Source organism: Arthrobacter sp. SD1074B (genome assembly GCF_056780195.1).
The window spans coordinates 1,364,875-1,382,857 of record NZ_JBRAZT010000001.1; the positions used below are offsets into that span (position 1 = coordinate 1,364,875).

At 68.3% G+C, this 17,983-nt stretch carries 16 protein-coding genes; 14 read left to right on the plus strand and 2 right to left on the minus strand.

Translation table 11 applies throughout. The features are described from left to right. Nucleotides 1-122 precede the first annotated feature (122 nt). Nucleotides 123-944 (minus strand): DUF937 domain-containing protein, encoded by an 822-nt coding sequence (locus tag ACUYM2_RS06340; RefSeq protein ID WP_481599308.1) that lies wholly within the window; start codon nt 942-944, stop codon nt 123-125. A gap of 235 nt (nt 945-1,179) precedes the next feature. On the opposite strand from ACUYM2_RS06340, the gene ACUYM2_RS06345 reads away from it, so the two are divergent. The 6 genes from ACUYM2_RS06345 to ACUYM2_RS06370 all read left to right on the plus strand — a co-directional run bounded on the left by ACUYM2_RS06345 (nt 1,180) and on the right by ACUYM2_RS06370 (nt 8,739). Then, nucleotides 1,180-2,181 carry a bifunctional riboflavin kinase/FAD synthetase gene (locus ACUYM2_RS06345; RefSeq protein ID WP_481599309.1) on the plus strand — a complete coding sequence of 334 codons (1,002 nt, stop codon included), beginning with the start codon at nt 1,180-1,182 and terminating at the stop codon, nt 2,179-2,181. Between the two features lie 29 nt (nt 2,182-2,210). After that, nucleotides 2,211-3,065, plus strand: a complete 855-nt coding sequence (gene kynA / locus ACUYM2_RS06350; protein ID WP_481599310.1) for a tryptophan 2,3-dioxygenase — start codon at nt 2,211-2,213, stop codon at nt 3,063-3,065. Continuing rightward, nucleotides 3,062-4,318, plus strand: coding sequence for a kynureninase (gene kynU, locus ACUYM2_RS06355; RefSeq protein WP_481599311.1), 1,257 nt, complete (start codon nt 3,062-3,064; stop codon nt 4,316-4,318). Before kynA ends, kynU begins: the two co-directional genes overlap by 4 nt. A 193-nt stretch (nt 4,319-4,511) precedes the next feature. Beyond that, on the plus strand, nt 4,512-4,781 hold the full coding sequence (gene rpsO / locus ACUYM2_RS06360; RefSeq protein WP_290258342.1) for a 30S ribosomal protein S15: 270 nt from the start codon (nt 4,512-4,514) through the stop codon (nt 4,779-4,781). Between the two features lie 245 nt (nt 4,782-5,026). Continuing rightward, nucleotides 5,027-7,276, plus strand: a complete 2,250-nt coding sequence (locus ACUYM2_RS06365; protein WP_481599312.1) for a polyribonucleotide nucleotidyltransferase — start codon at nt 5,027-5,029, stop codon at nt 7,274-7,276. Nucleotides 7,277-7,395: 119 nt separating this feature from the next. Beyond that, complete coding sequence (locus ACUYM2_RS06370; RefSeq protein WP_481599313.1) at nt 7,396-8,739, plus strand: M16 family metallopeptidase; 1,344 nt, start codon at nt 7,396-7,398, stop codon at nt 8,737-8,739. A gap of 118 nt (nt 8,740-8,857) precedes the next feature. On the opposite strand, the gene ACUYM2_RS06375 is transcribed toward ACUYM2_RS06370, so the two are convergent. Then, nucleotides 8,858-9,343 (minus strand): DUF1579 domain-containing protein, encoded by a 486-nt coding sequence (locus tag ACUYM2_RS06375; protein ID WP_481599314.1) that lies wholly within the window; start codon nt 9,341-9,343, stop codon nt 8,858-8,860. 397 nt (nt 9,344-9,740) lie between these two features. Between ACUYM2_RS06375 and ACUYM2_RS06380 the strand changes: the two genes are divergently transcribed. Genes ACUYM2_RS06380 through ACUYM2_RS06415 form a run of 8 tightly spaced genes read left to right on the plus strand, consistent with a single transcriptional unit; the run spans nt 9,741 to nt 17,888 of the window. After that, a complete protein-coding gene (locus ACUYM2_RS06380; RefSeq protein WP_481599315.1) occupies nt 9,741-10,940 on the plus strand; it encodes a substrate-binding domain-containing protein in 1,200 nt (399 codons plus the stop codon). A 57-nt stretch (nt 10,941-10,997) separates the two neighbouring features. Beyond that, nucleotides 10,998-11,762 (plus strand): ABC transporter ATP-binding protein, encoded by a 765-nt coding sequence (locus ACUYM2_RS06385; RefSeq protein ID WP_481599316.1) that lies wholly within the window; start codon nt 10,998-11,000, stop codon nt 11,760-11,762. Further along, nucleotides 11,759-12,556 carry an ABC transporter ATP-binding protein gene (locus ACUYM2_RS06390; protein WP_481599317.1) on the plus strand — a complete coding sequence of 266 codons (798 nt, stop codon included), beginning with the start codon at nt 11,759-11,761 and terminating at the stop codon, nt 12,554-12,556. The genes ACUYM2_RS06385 and ACUYM2_RS06390 overlap by 4 nt, the downstream gene beginning before the upstream one ends. Further along, nucleotides 12,553-13,428 (plus strand): branched-chain amino acid ABC transporter permease, encoded by an 876-nt coding sequence (locus ACUYM2_RS06395; protein WP_481599318.1) that lies wholly within the window; start codon nt 12,553-12,555, stop codon nt 13,426-13,428. The genes ACUYM2_RS06390 and ACUYM2_RS06395 overlap by 4 nt, the downstream gene beginning before the upstream one ends. Beyond that, nucleotides 13,425-14,708: a branched-chain amino acid ABC transporter permease gene (locus tag ACUYM2_RS06400; RefSeq protein ID WP_481599319.1), complete on the plus strand. Its 1,284-nt coding sequence runs from the start codon at nt 13,425-13,427 to the stop codon at nt 14,706-14,708. The genes ACUYM2_RS06395 and ACUYM2_RS06400 overlap by 4 nt, the downstream gene beginning before the upstream one ends. Then, nucleotides 14,705-16,312: a class I adenylate-forming enzyme family protein gene (locus tag ACUYM2_RS06405; protein WP_481599320.1), complete on the plus strand. Its 1,608-nt coding sequence runs from the start codon at nt 14,705-14,707 to the stop codon at nt 16,310-16,312. Before ACUYM2_RS06400 ends, ACUYM2_RS06405 begins: the two co-directional genes overlap by 4 nt. Further along, nucleotides 16,309-16,986, plus strand: a complete 678-nt coding sequence (locus ACUYM2_RS06410; protein WP_481599321.1) for a TetR/AcrR family transcriptional regulator — start codon at nt 16,309-16,311, stop codon at nt 16,984-16,986. The genes ACUYM2_RS06405 and ACUYM2_RS06410 overlap by 4 nt, the downstream gene beginning before the upstream one ends. Beyond that, on the plus strand, nt 16,983-17,888 hold the full coding sequence (locus ACUYM2_RS06415) for an alpha/beta hydrolase (RefSeq protein ID WP_481599322.1): 906 nt from the start codon (nt 16,983-16,985) through the stop codon (nt 17,886-17,888). Before ACUYM2_RS06410 ends, ACUYM2_RS06415 begins: the two co-directional genes overlap by 4 nt. Nucleotides 17,889-17,983 lie beyond the last annotated feature (95 nt).

Sequence of the window (17,983 nt, forward strand, 5' to 3'; positions counted from 1 at the left end):
AGCCTGCTCCGGCTCCGGCTTGGACGGCAGCCTGCCGCCGGGCCGGCTGCCGCCAGTCAGACGGCTGCTGCCCCGTCGTCAACGGCCCGACGCCGGACCGCCGGACCGCGGGTACGCGGACGCTATTTCTTCCCGAACAGTCCGCCCAGCAGGCCGCCGAGGCCGCCGTCGTTCTTCTGCGCATCGCCCTGCGTGTCCTGCGGAACGTCTTCCTGCTGTCCGGGGAGGTCGATGTCGATCAGCTCGCCCGGGCGTGGTTCGTTGCCGGACGGCTGGCCCTGCGGGACAGCCTGGGGCTGCAGCTCAGGCTCGCCGGCATTGTTCGGACCGCCGGCGTCGGGGGCTACCGCCTCATGAGCCGTTCGCTGCTGCCCGCCGCCAAGCATGCCGCCGAGGATGTCGCCCAGGCCGCCCCCGGCACCGCCCGCGCCGCCAAGAATTCCTCCGAGGATGCCGCCGAGGTCGATGCCCCCGCCGCCCTGGCCGCCCCCGAGTGCGCCGCCGCCGGCACCACCCTGGCCGTCCGCCTGGCTGCGTCCGCCCAGAACCTTGTTGGCGAGGTAGGACATGACGATCGGTGCGAGCAGGGGGAGGAGCTTGCGGACCAGGTCCCCACCCACCCCGCCCAGCTGTGCGGTACCCGCCAGCTGATTGGCGACCTGGTCCTGCTGGCCGCCGAAGACATGGTTCACGATTTTTTCGCCGTCGGCAGTATCTACCTGCGCAGCATCCACTCCGCCGTCGACCAGCCCGTCGTGGTGCTGGCCGAGGGCCGATTCCAGCGAGGCTGCACCCTCCGGCGCCTGTGAGTTGCTGTGCATCCCGGCAAGGAGTGCGGGCACGGCGGCTTCCACCGCGGTTTGGGCCGTCTTCCGGTCGGTCCCGAGCATGTCGGCGATCTGGTCTACCGGGATCTGCCTGAGGATGTCCTGAAGCTCAGTCATGGCGTTCTCCTTCAGCCGCGGGCCGCGCGGCGTGCATTGATGGCGGCGGCGGCCGCCTGGCCGTCGCCGAACTGGTGCCCTAGCATCGTAGCCCGGGGCGTCGGAGCCGGAAAGGCCGCGGCCGAGGCCCTGGGTGCCGTCCAGGAACAGGGCAGATAGCGGGTAATCTTAGAGAGTTCCGGAGCCGGCCCAACCCTCCGGAGGAGTTCATGGCAGGCAGCAAAAGGCGAGGTAGATGGTCCACATCTGGAACGATCCGTCCGAAGTCCCGGCGGACTTCGGCCCGTCCGTGGTCACGTTCGGCAACTTCGACGGCGTGCACCGCGGCCACCAGCAGGTACTCTCGCAGCTCATCCGCACCGCCCGCCTGAATCATGCCCGCGCCGTTGCCATTACCTTTGACCCGCACCCGGCGCAGGTCCACCGCCCCGAATCGGCCCCCGAGCTGATCATGGGCCTGGAGGACAAGCTCGTTGCCCTCGGCGAGGTGGGCCTGGACGCCGTCCTGGTGATGAAGTATTCGCTGGAACTGGCCAGCCTCACCCCCGAGGAATTTGTTTCCTCCGTGCTCGTCGATGCGCTCAAGGCCAGCCACGTGGTGATCGGCCACGACGCCCGCTTTGGCCGCGGAAATTCCGGAGATCTGGACACCATGAAGGAGCTGGGGGAGAAGTTCGGCTTCGAGGTTCAGGTCATCAGCGAGTTTGGTTCCGAGGGCTACCCGCTGCACCGCAGCGACGACACCGACGACGGCGGTGCGGGGGACCGGCGCTGCTCCTCAACTTGGGTCCGCGAAGCACTGCGGGAGGGCGATGTCGCCACCGCCGCCGCCGTCCTGGGCCGGCCGCACCGAATGCGCGGCGAAGTGGTCCACGGGGCTGCCCGCGGCCGCGATCTCGGCTTCCCCACGGCCAATCTCTCCTCCGCCGCGAGCGGCTACATCCCGGCGGACGGCATCTACGCCGGCTGGCTCGTGGACCAGGCCGGCACGCGCTGGCCGGCCGCCATCTCCGTCGGTTCCAACCCGACCTTCGACGGCGTCAGCCGGCAGGTCGAAGCCCACGTGATCGACCGCCCGGAAGAGGCCGTCGAGGACTTCGATCTGTACGGCCAGACAGTCGTTGTCGAATTCGTGGCCCGTTTGCGCGGTATGGTCGCGTACCGTGGCCCTGAAGCACTGGTTGAGCAGATGCGGCTGGACGTCGTCCAGGCGCACGACATCCTGTTCGCCGGTTAGGCTGCAGCGTTTGGCAAGGAAGGCCAGTAGTGACGATTGAGAAGAACACGCGGGAGCTGGACAAGGAAATTGTCCGCGACTTCAGCTCCCGGATGAGCTACGCCTCGTACCTGCAGTTGCCGACCCTGCTCAGCGCCCAGCAGCCGGTCAGCGCACCGGAGCACCACGACGAGATGCTGTTCATCATCCAGCACCAGACCACGGAACTGTGGCTCAAGCTCGTGTTGCACGAACTCCGCAGCGCGGCCGCCTGGCTCCGCACCGACGACCTCGGCTCCGCGCTCAAGGCGATCGCCCGGGTCAAGCACATCCAAAAGACCCTGACCGAGCAGTGGTCCGTGCTGGCCACTCTGACGCCCACCGAGTACTCCCAGTTCCGCGGCTTCCTCGGCAACTCCTCCGGCTTCCAGTCCAGCCAGTACCGGGCGGTGGAATTCCTGCTCGGCAACAAGAACCGCAAGATGCTCCCGGTGTTCGAGTCGGACCCCGAAGCCCACGGGATGCTGCTGGAGCTGCTCGAATCCCCGAGCATCTACGACGACTTCCTCGCCTACCTCAAGCGCCAGGGCTTCGACGTGCCGGCTTCGGTTCTGAACCGCGACGTGAGCCAGGCCCACGAGTTTTGCCCGGAACTGGTCCCGGTCTTCAAGTACATCTACGAAAACGCGGCCGCCAACTGGGGCGCCTACGAGGCCTGCGAGGAACTTGTGGACCTGGAGGACAACTTCCAGCTTTGGCGTTTCCGCCATCTGCGGACCGTGCAGCGCACCATCGGCATGAAGGCCGGCACCGGTGGATCCAGCGGCGCCGCCTTCCTGCAGAAGGCCCTCGAGCTGACCTTCTTCCCCGAGCTGTTCGCGGTCCGTACGGAGATCGGCCAGTGAGCGCCGAACCGGCGGCCCAGGCGGGCACTGACGTCCTCTGGCAGCGTGCCCTCGACCTCGACGCCGCGGACCCTCTCGCTTCCTACCGCGGCCACTTCGTCGGCACCGACACGGACCTGTCCTACCTCGACGGCAACTCACTCGGCCGCCCGCTCAAACGCACGGTCACGGACATCAGCAGCTTCATCCAGGACAGCTGGGGCGGGCGCCTGATCCGCGGCTGGGACGAGGAATGGCTGGAACTGCCGCAGGCCATCGGCGACCAGCTGGGCCGCGCCGTGCTCGGCGCTGCCGCGGGCCAGACCATCATCGCGGATTCCACCACCGTGGTGCTCTACAAGCTGATCCGCGCCGCACTGGCCGCCGTAACCGACCCGGACCGCACCGAGATCGTGCTGGATACCGACAACTTCCCGACCGACCGCTACCTTGTCGAGGGCATCGCCCGCGAAGAGGGCCTCACGCTGCGATGGATCGACGCCGACCCGGCCTCCGGCGTGACAGTGGAACAGGTGCGCGCCGCTACCGGCCCGGCCACCGCCGTCGTGGTCCTGAGCCAGATCGCCTACCGCTCCGGATTCCTCGCGGACCTTCCCGCTATCACCGCCGCCGTGCACGACGCCGGTGCCCTGGTGGTGTGGGACCTGTGCCACTCCGCCGGTTCAGTGGAGATCGGCCTGGACGCCGCGGACGTGGACTTCGCCGCCGGCTGCACCTACAAATACCTCAACGGGGGACCGGGCTCGCCCGCTTTCGCCTACGTCAACACCCGCCATCTGCCCGGCCTGCAGCAGCCGATCTGGGGCTGGATGGGGCGCAAGGACGCCTTCGAAATGGGGCCGGGCTACGAGCCCGCTCCCGGCATCCGCGGGTTTCTCAGCGGCACCCCCGCCGTCTTCGGCATGCTCGCCATGCGCGGCACGCTGGACCTGCTGGAGGAAGTCGGCATGGCCGCCGTCCGGGAGAAGTCCCGGCTGCTGACCGCATTCGCCGTCGAACTCCACGATGCCTGGCTCGGCCCGGCCGGGGTGCGGCTGTCAACTCCGCGGGACCCGGAGCGGCGCGGCAGCCACATCACGGTGGACCACCCGGCGTTCCGCGAAATGACGGCGGCTCTGTGGGAGCAGGATGTGATCCCGGACTTCCGGGCGCCGGAAGGCATCCGGATCGGCCTGTCGCCGCTGAGCACCTCCTTTGCGGAGCTGTACCGGGGCGTCGCGGCGATCCGCGGGCTGTTGGCCGATGCCGGGTAAGCGGCCGCCGCGCCGGGCGGTTTAGACAACTTCCGCGGCGTGCCAGTAAACTAAACGTTGGATCCGGCTGCAGTCCGTGGCGGCTGGCTCTTGTTGTGTAGGAATCTCGTCCCACTGGGATAAGGATTCCGGCGCGGCACCCCCGGCAGTGAATTACTGTTTCGGGCCTCACGGCACATCTCTAGGAGTTAACGTGGCACTTGAAGCCGCTGTAAAGCAGTCCATCATGAAGGATTTCGCAACGTCCGAGGGCGACACCGGTTCGCCGGAGGTCCAGGTTGCAGTCCTGACCCAGCGGATCAAGGATCTGACTGAGCACATGAAGGTGCACAAGCACGATTACCACACCCAGCGCGGTCTGCTGGCCATGGTTGGTCGTCGCAAGCGTATGCTCACCTACCTCAAGAACACTGACATCAACCGCTACCGTGCGCTCATCGAGCGCCTCGGCCTGCGCCGCTAGTCAGCTTTAAGGGGCGGCCCTTTCCAACGGGAAAGGGCCGCCTTCTTCAAAAAAACTCAACAGGAGGATCAACCGCATCACGCATTCGCGGTCTTCGGTAGTGATCTCCGGGAACGGCTTCAACGAGTGAAGCCTTAGCCCGTGGGTCTCGATCGATGACCGGGTGCAGTGCAGGCCAGTAGACAGATGCTGGACTGGGTTGATGCGGCTGGACTCCGTGAAACAAGAAACGGAGGTGACTCTCTATGGAGGGTCCCGAAATCCAGTTCTCAGAAGCCGTCATTGACAATGGCCGCTTCGGCAAGCGCGTTATCCGCTTTGAAACCGGCCGTCTTGCCAAGCAGGCAGCCGGCGCAGCCATGGTCTACATCGATGAAGAGACCGCGCTGCTGTCCGCCACGACCGCAGGCAAGCACCCGCGTGAAGGCTTCGACTTCTTCCCGCTGACGGTCGACGTCGAAGAGCGCATGTACGCCGCGGGCCGCATCCCGGGCTCGTTCTTCCGCCGCGAAGGCCGCCCCTCGACGGAAGCCATCCTGGCCTGCCGCCTGATGGACCGTCCGCTGCGCCCCGCCTTCGTGAAGGGCCTCCGCAACGAGGTCCAGATCGTCGTCACCGTGCTCTCCATCAACCCGGACGAGCTCTACGACGTCGTCGCGATCAACGCGTCCTCGATGTCCACCCAGCTCTCCGGCCTGCCCTTCTCCGGCCCGATCGGCGGCGTCCGCGTTGCCCTCGTCGCCGATGAGCACGGCTCCCAGTGGGTTGCGTTCCCGAAGCACTCGCAGCTGGAGAACGCCGTCTTCAACATGGTCGTTGCCGGCCGCATCGCCGGCGATGACGTCGCCATCATGATGGTCGAAGCCGAAGCCACGGACAACTCCTGGAACCTGATCAAGGAACAGGGCGCCACAGCCCCCACCGAAGAGGTTGTGTCCGAAGGCCTCGAGGCTGCCAAGCCGTTCATCAAGGCCCTCTGCGAAGCGCAGTCGGACCTGGCAGCGCGCGCCGCCAAGCCGACCGTCGAGTTCCCGGTCTTCCTGGACTACCAGGACGACGTCTACGCCGCGGTTGAGTCCGCTGCCGCCGATAAGCTGGCCGCTGTCTTCCAGATCGCCGACAAGCAGGAGCGCGACACCGCCTCCGACGAGCTCAAGGCCGAGGTCACCTCTTCCCTGGCCGGCCAGTTCGAAGGCCGCGAGAAGGAACTGTCCGCAGCCTTCCGCTCCGTCACCAAGCAGGTCGTGCGCCAGCGCATCCTCAAGGACCAGATCCGCATCGACGGCCGTGGCCTGACGGACATCCGCCAGCTCACCGCCGAGGTCGAAGTCCTGCCCCGCGTCCACGGCTCGGCCATCTTCGAACGCGGCGAGACCCAGATCATGGGTGTCACCACGCTGAACATGCTCAAGATGGAACAGCAGATCGACTCGCTGTCTCCCGTGACGCGCAAGCGCTACATGCACAACTACAACTTCCCGCCGTACTCCACCGGCGAGACCGGCCGCGTCGGCTCCCCGAAGCGTCGCGAAATCGGTCACGGCGCCCTTGCAGAGCGCGCCATCATGCCGGTGCTGCCGTCCCGCGAGGAATTCCCCTACGCCATCCGCCAGGTGTCTGAAGCCCTCAGCTCCAACGGTTCGACGTCGATGGGTTCCGTCTGCGCCTCCACGCTGTCCCTGCTCAACGCAGGCGTGCCGCTGAAGGCCGCCGTTGCCGGTATCGCCATGGGCCTGGTCTCCGACCAGGTTGACGGCCAGACCCGCTACGCGGCGCTGACCGACATCCTTGGCGCCGAAGACGCCTTCGGCGACATGGACTTCAAGGTTGCCGGTACCTCCGAGTTCGTCACGGCCATCCAGCTGGACACCAAGCTCGACGGTATCCCGGCTTCGGTCCTGGCCGCGGCCCTGAAGCAGGCCCGCGAAGCCCGCCTGCACATCCTGGACGTGCTGAACTCCGCGATCGACACCCCGGACGAGCTCTCCGAGTTCGCTCCGCGCGTCATCGCGGTCAAGATCCCGGTAGACAAGATCGGCGAGGTCATCGGCCCGAAGGGCAAGATGATCAACCAGATCCAGGAAGACACCGGAGCGGACATCTCGATCGAGGACGACGGCACCGTTTACATTGGCGCCACCAACGGCCCGTCTGCCGACGCAGCACGGTCCGCGATCAACGCCATCGCCAACCCGCAGGTGCCGGAAATCGGCGAGCGCTATTTGGGCACGGTCGTCAAGACCACGACCTTCGGCGCCTTCGTTTCCCTGACCCCGGGCAAGGACGGTCTGCTGCACATCTCCGAGCTGCGCAAGATCGCCGGCGGCAAGCGCGTGGACAACGTCGACGACGTCGTCTCCGTGGGCCAGAAGATCCAGGTGGAAATCACCAAGATCGACGACCGCGGAAAGCTCTCCCTCTCGCCCGTCGTGGCCGACGAGGAAGCGCCTGCTGACGCTGCCGACACTGAGGTCTCCGAGGAGTCCGCAGAGTAGTTTCCTGACTCGCGCAGCGGGGCCGGTGGATTCGTCCACCGGCCCCGCTGCCGTTAAAGGCAGGTAGGATTGCAGGCAGATTTGGCACGTTTTTGGAACGGTTTGATGGAAAGGCCTTAATGACTGTCGTACCCCTGCCGCTTGAGCAGAACCAGCACGCTGACACCCTCATCCATGGCGCCGACGGGGGCTCGCAGGTGCGGCGCTCGGTGCTGCCCGGCGGTGTCCGGGTGCTGACCGAGGCGATGCCGGGGCAGCGCTCCGCAACGATCGGTTTCTGGGTGGGCGTCGGCTCGCGCGACGAGGCCCCGGGGCAGCACGGCTCCACCCACTTCCTGGAGCACCTGCTGTTCAAGGGCACCAAGCGGCGCACCGCGCTGGAAATTGCCTCTGCGTTCGACGAGGTGGGCGGAGAATCGAACGCCGCCACCGCCAAGGAGAGCACCTGCTACTTCGCCCGGGTGCTGGACACGGACCTGCCGATGGCAATCGACGTGATCGCGGACATGATCACCGGCGCCGTGCTGGACCCGCAGGAGATGGAGCAGGAGCGCGACGTCATCCTCGAGGAAATCGCCATGGACAGCGATGACCCCACCGACGTCGCCCACGAACACTTTGTCGCCGCCGTGCTGGGCACACACCCGCTGGGCCGCCCGATCGGCGGCACACCGGATGCCATCCGTGCCGTGGCCCGCGATTCGGTCTGGGACCACTACCGCCGCTACTACCGCCCGGACGAGCTCGTTATCACCGCCGCCGGGGGACTGGACCACGACGTCGTCTGCGAGCTCGTGGTGGGAGCCCTGGACTCCGCTGGCTGGGAGCTGGAGCACGACGCCGCCCCGGTGCAGCGCCGCTCCACCGAACGCGCCGCCATCACCGGGACCGCGGGGCTGCACGTGGTCAAGCGCCCGGTGGAACAGGCCAACATCATCATGGGCTGCCCGTCCCTGGTTGCCACCGATGACCGGCGCTTCGTCATGAGCGTGCTCAATGCCGTCCTGGGCGGCGGCATGTCTTCCCGGCTGTTCCAGGAGGTCCGCGAGAAGCGCGGCCTCGTCTACTCGACCTACTCCTTCGCATCTTCCTACGCGGACGCCGGATACTTCGGCATGTACGCCGGCTGCACTCCGTCGAAGGTCCGGCAGGTCCTGGAGCTCCTGGGTGCCGAGCTGGACAAGCTGGCCGAGGGCGGCATCTCCGAGGAGGAGCTGCGCAAGGCCGTGGGCCAGCTCAGCGGCGGCATTGTCCTGGCGCTCGAGGACACCGGTTCGCGGATGTCCCGGCTGGGCCGCGCCGAGCTGGTGTCCGGCGAATACCAGGACATCGACGAGACGCTGCGGCAGATCAAGGCCGTCACCGCGGCCGAGGTCCAGGAGCTGGCGCGCGAGCTTGCGGCGGCCCCGCGGACTGTCACCGTGGTAGGTCCCTTCGAGGAAGCCGAGACTTTCGGCCTCTGACCCCCGCAGTCCTCCCTCAGGTCAGGGGCGGGAACTGCTGATCCTCCCTCAGGTCAGGGGTGGGAACTGCTGATCCTCCCTCAGATCAGGGGGCGGGAACTGCTGATCCTCCCTCAGATCATGCAGCGACGGGCGCCGGCTCGGGGACGCGGCGGCACACCGTGGTCATGAAAGGGCTGAACTCGCTCGCGCTCCCTAGCCTCAGCCCGGCGGCGTGGGTTAGCTGGCCGTCCGCAACGCGCAGTGTGTGCCGGGCGGTACCCCGGTCGCTGCGCCGTTCGATGGTCAGGGTGCCATCCTGCCAGCTGGCGCGGGCGGGCGCCTCCGGGGGCAGGCCCATGCTGTTGACGTGGTACCAGAGCGTGTCGGGATGGTCCGGGTCCATAGTAAAAACGCCGACACCCTCGGTCTTGACGCCGTCGGCGTCGGTGTGGCGGTAGCTCATGGTCACGGCCAGGCCGGCTGCGGCGCGGGCGAAAACGACCTCGGCCGCGGCGGCCCGGGCCGGGCCCCAGGCGGTGGCTTCCCACCGGGTCGTGCCGCTCCATCGCCCCAGAAATGACTCAAGGGCCTCGTGTGCGCTGCCTGGCAGCGGTCGATCCATGCTTCCTCCGAGTGGGATTCCCTCCGTGTGGGGCTGGCACCATCATCACGCCCTGTCCCGCGGCTGTAAAGGAGGGGGTCTCGTCCGGATCCGGGGGAGGGCTGGTTGGTGCCGCTCCGGATCTCAGGGAGGGCTGGTTGGTGCCGCTCCGGATCTGAGGGAGGGCTGGTTGGTGCCGCTCCGGATTTGGGGGAGCATCGGTTAGGCCGCGGGCGTTCGCAGCGCCGGAAAGTTGCCGTTTCGTTACCGGGCGGCCATCGAATCCCGTTGACACCGTGTGAGCTGCGTCATAGGTTTGCCGTAATCTGAATCACCTTTCAGGTTCAGCTGCAATTTCCTGTCAGATCTCCTGCCGGATCTCCTGCCCGGATTCCGCGGACTCAACGAAAGGCATCCCGTGAAGGATACAAAGAAGTACCTGATGGCCGCCGTGATGGCCACCGGGCTCGCCCTCAGCGCCTGCGCCCCCACCGCCGGGTCGGCTGCGCCGGCGGGCTCCGGCGGTGCCGGCAAGGGTGCCGAGCCCGTCAACGTCGGCATCATCTATTCCAAGACCGGACCGCTCGCGGCCTACGGCGCCACCTACTACGAGGGCCTCCAGGCCGGCATCGACTACGCCACCGGCGGCACCGGCGAGATCAACGGCGCCAAGATCAACCTCACGTACGCCGACGACGGAGGCGACCCTGATAAAGCCGTCACCGCCGCCAAGGACCTGATCGGCAAGGGCTATAAGGTCATCGGCGGCACCGCTTCCTCCGGCATCGCCCTGAAGCTCGCCGAGCAGGCCCAGCAGAACAAGGTCCTGTACATCTCCGGGCCGGCCGCGACCGACGCGATCCAGGGCATCAACAAGTACACCTTCCGTTCCGGCCGGCAGAGCCTGCAGGACGTCGCCACCGCGGGTACCTTCATCGACATCAAGGGCAAGAAGGTCATGGTGTTCGCGCAGGACAACGCCTTCGGCCAGGGCAACGTCGCCGCGGTCAAGGCCGTCCTCGGCGCCAAGGGCGCCACGGTGGAATCCATCCTTGTAGCGGAAGGCCAGGAGCTCACCCCCTTCGCCCGGCAGCTGCTCGACGCGAAGCCGGATATGGTCTTCGTGGCCTGGGCCGGCGCCACGACCGGCAGTATGTGGCAGGCGCTGAGCCAGCAGGGCGTCTTCGATGCCGCCCCCGTCGTCACAGGCCTCGGGGACGCGGCCAGCTTCGGTGCCTACGGCGCGGCAAGCTCCAAGATCAGCTTTCTCAACCACTATTTCCCCGGCGCCGCCGGCAACGAGGTGGAAAAGAAGATGATTGCCGCCGTCGAGAAGGCCGGGCACAAGGCGGACCTCTTCACCCCGGACGGCTTCGTCGCCGGCCAGCTCATCGTCCAGGCGGTCAAGGAGGGCGGCTCCGACCCCGATGCCATGGTCAAGGCCCTCGAGGGCTTCAGCTTCGACGGTCCCAAGGGCAAGGAAACGGTCCGCGCTTCGGACCACGCCCTGATCCAGGACATGTACCAGGCCAAGCTGGTCCAGAAGGGCGGCACCTGGGCTCCCGAGCTCGTCAAGGTGGTTCCCGGCGACACCGTCGCCCCACCGGAAAAGAAGTAGCCGCCAGGCGCTTCGCCAGGCACGCCACCCGGACCAGCCAGCGAACGAAGGACCCGTATGAAGACCCCAGCCCTGCCCGCCCTTGCGGTGGACGGCCTCAGCTTGCAGATCGGTGGTGCGCGCATCCTGCAGGGTGTGGGCTTCGCGGTCGGCGCCGGCGAAATGATCGGCGTGATCGGCCCCAACGGGGCCGGCAAGACCACCTTGTTCAACCTGATTTCCGGCGTGCTGCGACCCACCGCGGGCAGCATCACGCTGAACGGCAGGGAGATCACGGCCGCGCCCATCCACCGCCGGTCCCGGGCAGGGCTGGGACGGACCTTCCAGACCTCCAACCTGTTTCCCCGGCTCAGCGTGCTGGAAAACGTCCGGCTCGCCGCGCAGGCGAAACTTGGCGGCAGCTTCAGCCTCTTGCGCTTCCCGTCGGCCTCGGACGAGGCCACCCGAATCGCCCGCGGCACCCTTGCGGAAGTCGGGCTCACCGACAAACTCACGACGGCGGCGGGAGACCTCTCGCACGGGGAGAAGCGCAAGGTGGAAATCGCCGTGCTGCTGGCGACGGACCCCGCCGTCGTACTGCTCGACGAACCGATGGCCGGGGTGGCGTCGGGGGACGTCCCGTCCCTCACGTCCATCATCCGCAGTATGCACCGGGACCGCGGCTGCACCGTCCTGATGGTGGAGCACCACATGGACGTCGTCCTGGGCCTGGTCGACCGGGTCGCCGTGATGCACCACGGCAGCCTGCTGGCTCTGGACAGTCCGGACGCCGTTATGGCCGATCCCACCGTGCAAAGCGCCTACCTCGGAGAACCCGTATGAGCACCGCAGCGGACAACCGCGCCACCGAAGCCCGTCCCATCCTGCGGGTCGAGTCCCTGTTCGCGTCTATCGCCGGCCAGCAGGTGGTGGAAGATGTCTCCTTCACGGTCCCCGCCACCGGGATCACTGCGCTGCTGGGCCGCAACGGCGTCGGTAAGACCAGCACCATCAGAGCCATCATCGGCCTGATCGACCGCGCCGGCACCGTGGAACTGGACGGGGAACGGATCGAGAAGGAAGCCACCTACAAAATCATCCGCAGCGGCGTGGGCTACGTCCCTGAAGACCGCGAGGTCTTTTCCAAGCTGACCGTCGCGGAGAACCTCCGGCTCGCGGAACGCGATGCCGCGCCCCGCCGCCAGCTCGTCGAGGAGCTCTTCCCGGACCTGCTGGCGCGCTCCGGTCAGATGGCCGGAACGCTCTCCGGCGGGCAGCAGCAGATGGTGTCGCTCGCCCGTGCCCTGCTGAACACGAACAAGATCCTGCTGGTCGACGAGCCCACCAAGGGCCTTGCGCCCAAGATCGTCGGCGAGGTGGCGGAGACCCTTGCCGAGGCAGCCAGGACCGTCCCGATCCTGCTCGTCGAGCAGAACCTGCAAGTCGTCCGCCAGCTGGCCGGGGGCGCCGTTGTGCTCTCCGGCGGGCGGGTGGTCCATACCGGGCGTGCGCTTGACTTGCTCGACGACGCGGCCCTGATCCAGCGGCATCTGGGTGTGTCCAGCGACCCGGTCCCCGCCGGGAATCCGACCGGAACGCCGGCCGGGAATCCAGCCGAGAAAGGCGCCGCCCTGTGAGCACCCTCGTCCTGCTGATGTTCACCGGACTCGGCCTCGGTGCACTGTACTTCCTCGTCGCCGCGGGGCTGTCCCTGATCTACGGGCTGATGGGCGTGCTCAACTTCGCGCACGGCGCCTTCCTGACCCTGGGCGCCTTCACCGGCTGGGAAATTGCCCGCCGCACCGGCTCCGAAAGCTGGGGGACCTTCCTGCTGTCCCTAGTGATCGGTGCCGCCGCCGGAGCTGCCTTCGCCGCCTTCACCGAACTCGTGCTGATCCGCCGCCTCTACCAGCGCCACATCGAACAAGTGCTCGTCACCGTGGGCCTCTCGCTCGCCGCCGTGGCGCTCTTCGACGGCATCTGGGGCACCGACCCGGTGTTCATCAAGGGGCCGGCCTGGTTCAAGGACACCACCGAAATCCTCGGCGCCCGGATCCCCAACGACCGCTTCATCTGTATCATCGCCGCGCTCCTGGTGCTGCTGGCCCTGGTGTTCTTCCTGAAGAAAACCCGCTACGGCATGATCATCCGCGCCGGCGTGGAAAACCGATCCATGGTTACAGCCCTGGGGATCGACGTGCGCAAGGCCTTCACCCTCGTCTTCACCATCGGCGGGGCGGCGGCCGGCCTCGGCGGGGTTCTCGCTTCGCACTACTTCGGCTACGTCTCGCCCATGCTCGGCGGCTCGCTGCTGATCTTCGCCTTCATCGTCACGGTGATCGGCGGGCTCGGTTCGCTGACCGGAGCGGCCATCGCCGCCGTCGCCGTCGCCGTCCTGCAGCAGTTCGCCAATTTCTACCTCGGCGGCACCGGCGACTTCGTCGTCGTGCTGGCCCTGGCGCTCGTGCTGCTGCTCCGTCCCACCGGCCTGCTCGGGAGAACCTCATGACCACCGACACCGACACCTCCAACGCCGACGACACCAACGCCGACGACACCAACGCCGACGGCACCAACGCCGACGGCACCAACGCCGACCAGCCGGCGGTCGACGGCGGGAACACCGCCCGGCGCCGGAAAGACGCCGCGCGAGCGGTGCCCGGCAGCGCCCCGCACGGTGCACGTGCCCGCCCGGCGGGCCGCGGGCCCGCGGTGCTGGCCGCAGGCGTGGCAGGGGTCCTGCTCCTGGTCCTGCTCCCGCTGCTGGACATCTCGCTGCCCGGCGTGCTGCCCGGCCCCAGCTACACCCCAGGGTCGCTGCAGCTGCTGGCCATGTCCATGCTGATGGCAGCCGCGGCCCTGACCTACCACCTGCTGCTGGGCGTGGCCGGACTGCTGTCCTTCGGGCACGCCCTCTACTTCGGCGCCGGCGTCTACGGGCTCGCGATCATCCTGCAGAACTTCGACATCCCGCTGCTGCCGGCGATGGGCCTGACCCTGCTGATCGTGGTCGTGCTGGCCCACGTGGTGGGCAGCATCAGCCTGCGCGTCAGCGGTATCCCCTTCGCCATGGTCACGCTCGCCTTCGCGCAGGCCGGGTCGGTGATCGTGGGCCGGAACCCCGAGGGCAAAACCGGCGGCGACGAAGGCCTGACCCTGCGCACCGACAACCTGCCCGAGTTCCTCGTGGGAGTGGTCAACACCCGCAACCTGTACTGGCTGGCCCTGGCCGTGCTCGTGGCCGTTTTTGTCATCGTCACCTGGGTTCAGTCCTCGCGGGCCGGCCATACCGCGGCGGCCGTGCGAGAGAACGAATTGCGGGTCCGCGTCCTGGGCCTGCAGCCCTACCTCGTGAAGCTGCTGATCTTCGTGGTCTCCGCCGTGCTGGTCTGCATCATCGGCATGGTCTTCCTGCTGTTGCAGAGCGGCGCCGTACCCCGGGCGGTTTCCGCTGACCTCACGGTCACCTTGCTCGTGATGGTGGTCCTCGGCGGTGTCGGCTCGCGCTGGGGTGCCGTGATCGGCGGCGCGTTTTACACGATTCTCGACCAGCGGCTCACCACGCTGGCCAACTCCGAGGCGATCAAGTCACTTCCGGACGTCCTGCGTGTACCGTTGTCCGAACCGTTGTTCATCCTCGGCACGCTCTTCGTCCTGGTGGTGCTCTTCCTGCCCGGCGGCCTCACCGGAACAGCCGAGCGGCTGGCGCAGCGCCGCAACCGGCGGGGGCAGCGCGCCGGTGGCCATCGCACGGAAACGTCGCGCGACATACTGGAGGAAGCCGCATGAGCAGCACAACGGGCGGGCACCAGGCCGACGGCCTGCACACCCTGGGCCGCTGGTCCACTGACCGCAGCCTTACGACCCCGCATCGGGTCGCGATCGACGACCGCGGCTGCACCCTGCTGTACAGCGAGCTGGAACGCCGCGCCTCCGCCTTGGCCGACGGGTTCCGTACCGCCGGCTACCGGGTCGGGGACCGGATCGCCAGCCTGACCGGCAACAGTTCGGACCACGTGGTGGCGTTCTTCGCCTGCGCCAAGGCAGGGCTGGTCCTGGTGCCGCTGTCCTGGCGGCTCTCGCCCAAGGAGCTCGCGGCCCAGCTCGGGCTAGCCGAACCGCAGCTGCTGCTGGTGGAAGGCGACCTCGATGCCCTTGCCGCCGCAGCGTGCGCCCTGCTGCCGCACCGGCCGCGGACGGCTGCCCTGGGCCCCGGCGGCGTCGAAAGGTCGGTACCGCTGCCCTCGCACCTGCACCCGGCAGCGCCCGCCGCAGCCGGCACGTCCCGCCGGGAAGTGCGCGACGACGACGCCCTGCTGATGATTTTCACCTCCGGCACCGAGGGCGCCAGCAAGGCCGCCATCCTGACCCACGCCAACTGCTTCTGGAACAACCTCTCGCTCTCTCGGACCCTGGACATGGGCAGCAGCGACGTCGTGCTGGCCGTACTGCCACAGTTCCACGTGGGCGGCTGGAACATCCAGCCGCTGCTGGCCTGGTGGGTCGGGGCCACCGTGGTGCTGGAGCGCGGATTCGATCCGGGCCGCGTCCTCCAGCTCATCGCCGAGCGCGGCGTGACCATGCTGATGGGCGTGCCTACCCAGTACCTGATGCTGGCCGAACACCCCGACTTTGCCCACGCCGAGCTGGGCAGCCTGCGCCACGCGGTGGTCGGCGGGGCGCCCATGCCGGCACCCCTGCTGCGGATCTGGCATCGGCGGGGAGTCGCGCTGAGCCAGGGGTACGGGCTGACCGAGGCCTCGCCGAATGTGCTGTGCCTGCCGAACGAGGACGCCGAAAGGATGGTGGGCTATTCCGGCAAGCCCTATCCGCATGTCGCCGTCGCGGTGGCGGATCCGGCCACCGGTGAAATCCTCGACGGCGCCGCCAGCGGCGAGCTGCTGGTGGGCGGCCCGGGCGTGTTTGCCGGCTACTTCCGCGACCCGGCCGCCACGGCGGCCGTCCTCACCGGCGGCTGGCTGCGCACCGGCGACCTCGTGGAGCGCGACGCCGAGGGATACATCAAGGTGGTGGACCGGCTCAAGGACATCTACATCTCCGGCGGCGAGAACGTGGCCCCGGCCGAGGTCGAGGCCGCCCTGCTGGCCCATCCCGCAGTGGCGCAGGCCGCCGTCGTCGGGGTGGAGGACGCGCACTGGGGCGAAAGCGGCTTGGCGTTCGTGGTGGTCCGCCCCGGCATGGCCACCGACGAACAGGAACTGCTGGAGCACTGCGCCTCCCAGCTGGCCCGCTTCAAGGTCCCGGCCCGGGTCGAAATGGTCGCGGCGCTGCCCCGCACGGCACTGAACAAGGTGCTCCGCGCCAAGCTGCGCCAGGAACTCGCCGGACGGCCGGCGCCTGCGGCCGCTCCTGCGGCAGGGGGCCGGGCATGAGCACCGCGCCGCGCACCGCCCGGGGAACGCGCACCCGGGCCAAACTGCTCGAGGCCGCGGAGTCGGTCTTCGCCTCGGTGGGCTATCACGAGGCTTCGATCGTCAAGATCACCGAAGCGGCCGGCGTTGGCCTCGGCACCTTCTACCTGTACTTCGACGGCAAGCAGGCCATCTTCGACGAAGTGGTCGAGGACCTGAACCGGCGGGTCCGGCACGCCATGACCGACGCCGCCAGGAGCGCCGGCACCCGGCTTGAGGCGGAACGGGCCGGCTTCCGGGCCTTCTTCCGCTTCACCGCCGAGCACCCCGCACTGTACCGGATCATCCGGCAGGCCGAGTTCGTCTCGCCCGGCGCGCTGCGGCTGCACTACACCCGGATCGTCAACGGCTACATCGAGGGCCTGAAGGCGGCCCAGCTCAGCGGAGAGGTTCGGGAGATGGACCCCACCGTGGCGGCCTGGGCGCTGATGGGCATTGGCGAGCTGATCGGCATGCGCTGGGTCCTCTGGGACGAGGAAGGCGCCGAACCCGCCGCCGGCGCCCGGCCCGACGTGCCCGAAGAGGTCTTTGAGGAAATGATGCAGTTCATCGAACGGGCGCTTGCGCCCGCCCCCGGTTCCACCCCGGCAACCACCGCGGACCCCACCCCGCCCCAGGAAGGGACAGCCCCATGACCCAGACAGCCAGCAAGGACACGTACCGCACCACCGAAGTGGAGGTCCGCGGCGGCAGGCTGCACACCGCGATCTGGGGTCCGGACGACCCCGGCGCCCCGACCATCCTCGCCGTCCACGGGGTCACCGCCTCGCACAAGGCCTGGCCGTACCTGGCCGAGGCGCTGCCGGACGTCCGGATCATCGCCCCGGACCTGCGCGGACGCGGCCGGAGCAACGCCCTGCCCGCCCCGTACGGGATGCCCTCACACGCCGAAGACCTCGCCGCGGTGCTCGCGGCGCTGGCCCCGGCGCCGGTGGTCGTGGTGGGGCACTCGATGGGCGCCTTCGCCTCGCTCGTCCTCGCGAACCTGTTCCCGGAACGTGTCCGCTCGCTCGTGTTGGTGGACGGCGGCCTGCCGCTCCAGGTCCCGGAGGGGATCTCCGACGCGGAGGTCATCTCCTCGGTGCTGGGCCCGGCCGCCGAGCGACTCAACGCCACATTCCCCAGCCGTGAGGTGTACCGCTCGTTCTGGCGGCAGCATCCTGCGTTCAGCGCCGACTGGGGACCGTTCGTGGAGGCCTACGTGGACTATGACCTCACTGGCGACGAGCCGGAACTGCGGCCCGCCACGCGTTACCAGGCCATGGCCGAGGACACCGCCGAGCTGCACCGCGGTGCCTCGCTGCTGAAGGCGCTGGAGGAGCTCGCGGTAGACACCGTGGTCCTGCGGGCACCGCGCGGGCTGCTCAACGAGCCGGCCGCCCTCTACGCCCCCGGCTACCTGGACGACTGGGCCGCGAGACTTCCGTCCCTGCGGGTCCGTGAGGTGCCGGACGTGAACCACTACACGATCGTGATGGGCGCGGCCGGGGCCGGCGCCGTGGCGGACAGCGTACGGGAGGCCCTGGCGGGCAGGTGAGGGAAGTGCTGGCCCGCCGTGACGAGCCAGACCGCGACGGCCGCCGACTGGCTGGGGCTGCTGGGGCTCTCCGTCGGCGGCTCAGCACCTCTGAG

What these genes read in the sequence shown, in the direction of transcription:
- ACUYM2_RS06340 (WP_481599308.1), bottom strand. Translation starts at nt 944, where the DNA reads ATGACTGAGCTTCAGGACATCCTCAGGCAGATCCCGGTAGACCAGATC.
- ACUYM2_RS06345 (WP_481599309.1), top strand. Translation starts at nt 1,180, where the DNA reads ATGGTCCACATCTGGAACGATCCGTCCGAAGTCCCGGCGGACTTCGGC.
- ACUYM2_RS06365 (WP_481599312.1), top strand. Translation starts at nt 5,027, where the DNA reads ATGGAGGGTCCCGAAATCCAGTTCTCAGAAGCCGTCATTGACAATGGC.
- ACUYM2_RS06370 (WP_481599313.1), top strand. Translation starts at nt 7,396, where the DNA reads ATGACTGTCGTACCCCTGCCGCTTGAGCAGAACCAGCACGCTGACACC.
- ACUYM2_RS06375 (WP_481599314.1), bottom strand. Translation starts at nt 9,343, where the DNA reads ATGGATCGACCGCTGCCAGGCAGCGCACACGAGGCCCTTGAGTCATTT.
- ACUYM2_RS06385 (WP_481599316.1), top strand. Translation starts at nt 10,998, where the DNA reads ATGAAGACCCCAGCCCTGCCCGCCCTTGCGGTGGACGGCCTCAGCTTG.
- ACUYM2_RS06390 (WP_481599317.1), top strand. Translation starts at nt 11,759, where the DNA reads ATGAGCACCGCAGCGGACAACCGCGCCACCGAAGCCCGTCCCATCCTG.
- ACUYM2_RS06400 (WP_481599319.1), top strand. Translation starts at nt 13,425, where the DNA reads ATGACCACCGACACCGACACCTCCAACGCCGACGACACCAACGCCGAC.
- ACUYM2_RS06405 (WP_481599320.1), top strand. Translation starts at nt 14,705, where the DNA reads ATGAGCAGCACAACGGGCGGGCACCAGGCCGACGGCCTGCACACCCTG.
- ACUYM2_RS06410 (WP_481599321.1), top strand. Translation starts at nt 16,309, where the DNA reads ATGAGCACCGCGCCGCGCACCGCCCGGGGAACGCGCACCCGGGCCAAA.
- ACUYM2_RS06415 (WP_481599322.1), top strand. Translation starts at nt 16,983, where the DNA reads ATGACCCAGACAGCCAGCAAGGACACGTACCGCACCACCGAAGTGGAG.